Origin of the sequence: Nocardioides sp. (genome assembly GCF_036401255.1) — a bacterium.
Classification (GTDB): Bacteria; Actinomycetota; Actinomycetes; order Propionibacteriales; family Nocardioidaceae; genus Nocardioides.
Map to the genome: position 1 here is coordinate 1 of NZ_DASWVI010000263.1, position 4,476 is coordinate 4,476.

At 72.8% G+C, this 4,476-nt stretch carries 4 protein-coding genes; 3 read left to right on the forward strand and 1 reads right to left on the reverse strand.

Annotated elements, in window-relative coordinates:
• Window positions 1-16 precede the first annotated feature (16 nt).
• On the reverse strand, window positions 17-1,060 hold the full coding sequence (locus VGD85_RS12040) for an SGNH/GDSL hydrolase family protein (RefSeq protein WP_331063684.1): 1,044 nt from the start codon (window positions 1,058-1,060) through the stop codon (window positions 17-19).
• Between the two features lie 78 nt (window positions 1,061-1,138).
• Between VGD85_RS12040 and VGD85_RS12045 the strand changes: the two genes are divergently transcribed.
• The 3 genes from VGD85_RS12045 to VGD85_RS12055 all read left to right on the forward strand — a co-directional run bounded on the left by VGD85_RS12045 (window position 1,139) and on the right by VGD85_RS12055 (window position 4,314).
• Window positions 1,139-2,536, forward strand: a complete 1,398-nt coding sequence (locus VGD85_RS12045; protein ID WP_331063685.1) for a cystathionine beta-synthase — start codon at window positions 1,139-1,141, stop codon at window positions 2,534-2,536.
• A gap of 141 nt (window positions 2,537-2,677) precedes the next feature.
• Window positions 2,678-3,130: a Zn-ribbon domain-containing OB-fold protein gene (locus VGD85_RS12050; protein WP_331063686.1), complete on the forward strand. Its 453-nt coding sequence runs from the start codon at window positions 2,678-2,680 to the stop codon at window positions 3,128-3,130.
• The gene (locus VGD85_RS12055) at window positions 3,127-4,314 is read left to right on the forward strand and encodes a lipid-transfer protein (protein WP_331063687.1); all 1,188 of its coding nucleotides are present in this window, start codon (window positions 3,127-3,129) and stop codon (window positions 4,312-4,314) included. Before VGD85_RS12050 ends, VGD85_RS12055 begins: the two co-directional genes overlap by 4 nt.
• Window positions 4,315-4,476 lie beyond the last annotated feature (162 nt).

The following is a 4,476-nucleotide window of genomic DNA, read 5'->3' on the forward strand; positions in this document are numbered from 1 at the left end:
CCAGTGGTGGTTTCCCCTACCCCTCCGGGGCCGGGTCGAGCTCCTCGGAGGACGGGTCCTCGTCGGCCGCGTCGGGTGCCTCGCCCTCGGTGCCCGGGTGCCGCCGGCGGTGCCGCAGCTCGACCCAGAGGCCGCGCACCCCGCGGCGGGAGCCGCCGACCTCGGTGCCGCCCAGCTCGGTGCCGGGGACGTTGACCGCCCGGATGGCGGCGGCGGTGATCGGCAGCACGCCCTCGCCGCGGTAGGCCTCCGGCTCGGCCTCGTCGTCGGGGATCAGGCCGAGTGCGGCGAGCGTCGAGGGCAGCAGCACCGTCACCAGCGACCGGTAGCCGTCGGCGGAGGGGTGGAACTGGTCGGGGCCGAAGAGGATCGCGGGCGCGGCCGCGAACTCCGGGCCCAGGATCGAGCCGAGCGAGACCGTGCGGCCGCCCTCCTCGACGACGGTGATCGTCTGGGCGGCCGCCAGCCGGCGCGACCAGGCCCGGGCGACCTGCTTCAGCGGCGGCGCGATCGGCTTGATCGTGCCGAGATCGGGACAGGTGCCGACCAGCACCTCGACCCCGGCCTCGCGGAGCCGGCGTACGCCCTCGGAGAGGTGCCGCACCGACGCCGAGGGCAGCACGCTGTGGGTGACGTCGTTCGCGCCGATCAGGATCACCGCGACGTGTGGCTCGGTCGGCAGCGCCTGGTCGATCTGGTGGGAGAGGTCGGAGGACATCGCGCCGACGACCGCGAAGTCGCGCAGGTAGACCCGGCGGTCGGCCCGCTCGGCCAGCCCGCTGGCCAGCACCGCGCCGGGCGTCTCCTCCACCCGCTCGACGCCGTACCCGGCCGCGCTGGAGTCGCCCAGCAGCGCGACCTTGATCGCCGGTCCCGGCCGACCGCGGCCGTACCACCCGGTCGGGTCGGGCGGGTCGTCCTCGAGGCGCCCGATCGTCTTGCGCGCCACGGACGCCTCGACGCGCAGCAGGCCGTAGAGGGCGCCGCCGAGCAGCGACACCCCGCCCCCGCCGTACGCCGCGGCGGAGGCCAGCTTCCGAGCAGCAGCGGCTTTCCCCACGGCGTCACTCTACGGACGGACGCCAGCGCGGGGCGCCGGGGTTTACGGAAGGGGGAGGCTCGCCCCTAGATTGGCTCGGTGCAGTACGTGAACTCACTCCTCGACCTGATCGGCAACACCCCGCTGCTCAGGCTCTCGAAGTCCATGGGCTCCCTCGATGGCGCGAAGGGACCGATCGTCCTGGCCAAGGTGGAGTACCTCAACCCCGGCGGCTCGGTGAAGGACCGCATCGCCACCCGGATGATCGAGGCCGCCGAGGCCTCCGGTGAGCTCCAGCCCGGCGGCACCATCGTCGAGCCGACGTCGGGCAACACCGGCGTCGGGCTGGCGATGGTCGCCCAGGCGAAGGGCTACAAGTGCGTGTTCGTCTGCCCCGACAAGGTCAGCGAGGACAAGCGCAACGTGCTCAAGGCGTACGGCGCGGAGGTGGTCGTCTGCCCGACCGCGGTCGAGCCCGAGCACCCCGACTCCTACTACAACGTCTCCGACCGGCTGGCCTCCCAGCCGGGTGCCTGGAAGCCCGACCAGTACTCCAACCCGCCCAACCCGCGGTCGCACTACGAGACGACCGGCCCCGAGATCTGGGCGCAGACCGAGGGCAAGGTCACCCACTTCGTCGCGGGCGTCGGCACCGGCGGCACGATCACCGGCGTCGGCCGCTACCTCAAGGAGCAGAACCCGTCCGTCCAGGTCGTCGGCGCCGACCCGGCCGGGTCGGTCTACTCCGGCGGCACCGGCCGGCCCTACCTGGTCGAGGGCGTGGGCGAGGACTTCTGGCCCGACGCCTACGACCGCGAGATCGCCGACCGGATCATCGAGGTCTCCGACGCCGACTCGTTCGCGATGACCCGCCGCCTGGCCCGCGAGGAGGCGCTGCTCGTGGGCGGCTCCTCGGGCATGGCCGTGCACGCCGCGGTCCAGCTCGCCCACGAGATCGAGGGCACCCCGGAGGGCGAGGACGCGGTCATCGTCGTACTCCTCCCGGACTCGGGCCGCGGCTACCTGACCAAGGTGTTCAACGACGACTGGCTGGCGCAGTACGGCTTCCCGGTCGACGGCGCCGAGCGGGCCGTGCAGACCGTGGGGGAGGTGCTGCGCGGCAAGAGCGGGCGGCTGCCCGACCTCGTGCACACCCACCCCAACGAGACGATCGCCGAGGCGGTCGCGATCCTGCAGGAGTACAACGTCTCGCAGATGCCGGTCGTCCGCGCGGAGCCGCCGGTGGTGGCCGCCGAGGTCGTCGGGTCGGTGTCCGAGCGGGCGATGCTCGACCTGCTCTACACGGGCACGGCCCGGCTCACGGACTCCGTCGGCCAGCACATGTCGCCGCCGCTGCCCACGATCGGCTCCACCGAGCCGGCCTCCGAGGCCGTCACCGCGCTCGAGGGCGCCGACGCGCTGCTGGTCCACGAGGACGGCAAGCCGGTCGGCGTCGTCACCCGCCACGACCTCTTGGCCTACCTGGCGCGGGGCTAGGTGGTTTCGAGGCTCGCTCCGCTCGCACCTCAACCACCGCCACGGTGGTTGAGGTGCGAAGGCCGCCAGGCCTGAGCCTCGAAACCACCACACCGCGGCGTGCCCTAGGATGAGAACACGTTCTAGTTCTCCGGAGGCAACATGGCGGTGTCGGGCACGCCCGCGATCGACGGGTGGTTCACGACCGGACCCGAGCCCACGCTGCTCGGGTCACGGTGCACCAGGTGCGCGACGGTGTTCTTCCCGCCGACGCAGGGTTTCTGCCGCAACCCCGCGTGCGCCGGGGAGGAGTTCGAGGAGACCGAGCTCTCCCGCCGCGGGACGATCTGGTCCTACACCGACGCGCAGTACCAGCCCCCGTCGCCGTACGTCGCCCGCACCGACCCCTACGAGCCGTTCGCGCTCGCGGCCGTCGAACTGCCGGAAGGGCTGGTCGTGGTGGGCCAGGTCGCGGACGGGTACGGCGTGGCCGACCTGCGGGTCGGCGCCGAGGCCGAGCTCGTCGTGGAGACGCTCTATGCCGACGACACCGGCGACCGCACGGTGTGGAAGTGGAAGCCCGTGACCGAGCTCGGTGAGGAGTCGGTGCAGTGAGTGAGGTCGCCGTCCTCGGGGTCGGCATGCACCCCTGGGGCAAGTGGGGTCGCCCATTCGTGGAGTACGGCGTGCACGCTGCCCGGGCCGCGCTCTCGGACGCCGGCGTCGACTGGCGCGACGTCGACCTGATCGTGGGCGGCGAGACCGTGCGCAACGGCTACGGCGGCTACGTCGCCGGCGCGACCTTCGCCCAGGCGCTCGGCTGGAACGGCGCCAAGGTCGCCACCTCGTACGCCGCGTGCGCCACCGGTGCCCAGGCGCTCGACACCGCCCGCGCGCGGATCCTCGCCGGGCTCTCCGAGGTGGCGCTGGTGGTCGGCGCGGACACCACGCCGAAGGGCTTCCTCGCTCCCAACGCCGGCGAGCGGTGGGACGACCCGGACTGGCTGCGGTTCCGGCTGCTGGGCATGACCAACCCGGCGTACTTCGCGATGTACGCCCGGCGCCGCATGGACCTCTACGGCGCCACCCCGGAGGACTTCGCGCGGGTCAAGGTCAAGAACGCCCGGCACGGCTTGGAGAACCCGAACGCGCGCTACCGCAAGGAGGTCGGCATCGACGACGTGCTGACCAGCGCGGTCGTCTCCGACCCGCTGCACCTGCTGGACATCTGCGCGACCTCCGACGGCGCGGCCGCTGTGGTGGTCGCGAGCCCGGAGTACGCCGCCCGCCACGGTCTCGACCGGCCGGTCCGGATCAACGCGATCTCCACGGTCACGCCGACCTTCCCCAACACCGTGCTGGATATGCCGAACCTCTCCACCGACTCCAGCCTCGTCGTCGGCGCGCCGGAGCGGACGTTCAAGGAGTCGATCGGCCAGGCGGCGTACGAGGAGGCCGGCATCGACCCCGCCGACGTCAGCCTCGCGGAGGTCTACGACCTCTCCACCGCGCTCGAGCTGGACTGGATGGAGGACCTGCAGCTCTGCAAGCGCGGCGAGGCCGAGGCGCTGCTGCGCGCCGGGGACACCACGATCGGCGGCCGGATCCCGGTCAACCCGTCCGGCGGCCTGGCGTGCTTCGGCGAGGCCGTCCCCGCCCAGGCCCTCGCCCAGGTCTGCGAGGTCACCTGGCAGCTGCGCGGCCAGGCGACCGGCCGTCAGGTCGAGGGCGCCCGCGTCGGGATCACCGCCAACCAGGGCCTCTTCGGCCACGGCTCCGCGGTGATCCTCAGCATCTGAGCGGCGTCGGCGCGGTGGTTGAGGAAGGCGCGCTAGCTGCACTGCCGGTGGTTGAGGAAGGCGCGCTAGCGCCTGTCTCGAACCCCCCTGCGACTGCAGAGCCGGTGGTTGAGGAAGGCGCGCTAGCGCCTGTCTCGAAACCACCGTCGGTCACGCCCGCCA